Consider the following 1,194-nt stretch of genomic DNA (forward strand, 5'->3'; position numbering starts at 1 on the left):
ACGAGCGGCTGGGCGCGTTGCTCGCGGATCGCGTTCGCGACGAGGGCGGCGTGACCTACGCGCCGGGAACGATCGTCGGCTCCGACGCCGTTATTGCTGCCGGCGCGTCCGTCCGCGGGACGATCGGCGGTGAAACGGAGGTGCAGTGACGATGTGCGGAATCGTCGGGTACGCGGGATCGGCCGACGGCGCCGACGCCGTCGATGTCATCCTCGACGGACTATCGCGCCTCGAGTATCGGGGGTACGACTCGGCCGGCCTCGCCGTCCCGACGCCGTCGATGACGATCCACAAGACCGAGGGCGAGCTGTCGGCGCTCGAGGACGCGGTTCCGAGGGCCGACCTCGAGGGTGCGGTGACTGGGATCGGGCACACGCGCTGGAGCACACACGGCCCGCCGTCCGACGAGAACGCCCACCCGCACAGCGACGAGGTGGGGCGCGTCGCCGTCGTTCACAACGGCATTATCGAGAACTACCAGCGGCTGCGCGACGATCTGGTCGACATAGGCGTCACGTTCCGGAGCGAGACCGACACCGAAGTCGTCCCACATCTGATTGGCCGCTATCTCGACCGGGGTGCGGAGCCCGAGGACGCGTTCCGGCTGGCGATTGGCCAGCTCGAGGGTAGTTACGCGATCGCCGCCGTCTTCGACGGTTCCGAGACGGTGTACGCCGCCCGACAGGACTCCCCGCTCGTCGTTGGCCTCAGCGAAACCGGCACGTTTCTCGCGAGCGATGTCCCCGCGTTCGTCGAACACACCGACCGCGTCCAGTACGTCGAAGACGGCGAGTTCGTTCGGCTGACCGCCGACGGTGCGGCCATCACCGACGCGGCGGGACACCCCGTCGACCGCGCGACGGAAACGGTGTCGTGGGATCCCGAAGACGCGGAGAAGAGTGGCTACGACCACTTCATGCTCAAGGAGATCAACGAGCAGCCGACGGCCCTGCGCCAGTGTCTCCGCGGCCGCATCGACGAACTCGACGGGACGGTCACGCTTGACGATCTCGCCGACCTCGACCACGACGGACCGATCCAGTTCGTCGCCTGCGGAACCTCCTACCACGCTGCGCTGTTCGGGGCGGAGCGGCTCCGGACGGCTGGCGTCCACGCACACGCGTATCTCGCCAGCGAGTACGCGAGCGAACGCGTCCCCGTCGACGAGGCGACCCTCGTCGTCGGCGTCACCCA

General features: G+C 68.5%; 1 protein-coding gene and 1 pseudogene. Both read left to right on the forward strand.

Translation table 11 applies throughout. The features are described 5' to 3' along the window. Window positions 1-149: pseudogene (locus PGX04_RS03055) on the forward strand (nucleotidyl transferase); the annotation flags it as partial. Window positions 150-151: 2 nt separating this feature from the next. Then, on the forward strand, window positions 152-1,194 hold a 1,043-nt coding region (locus PGX04_RS03060), incomplete at its 3' end, for an isomerizing glutamine--fructose-6-phosphate transaminase (RefSeq protein ID WP_273737168.1).

It is taken from the genome of Natrinema soli (genome assembly GCF_028618695.1).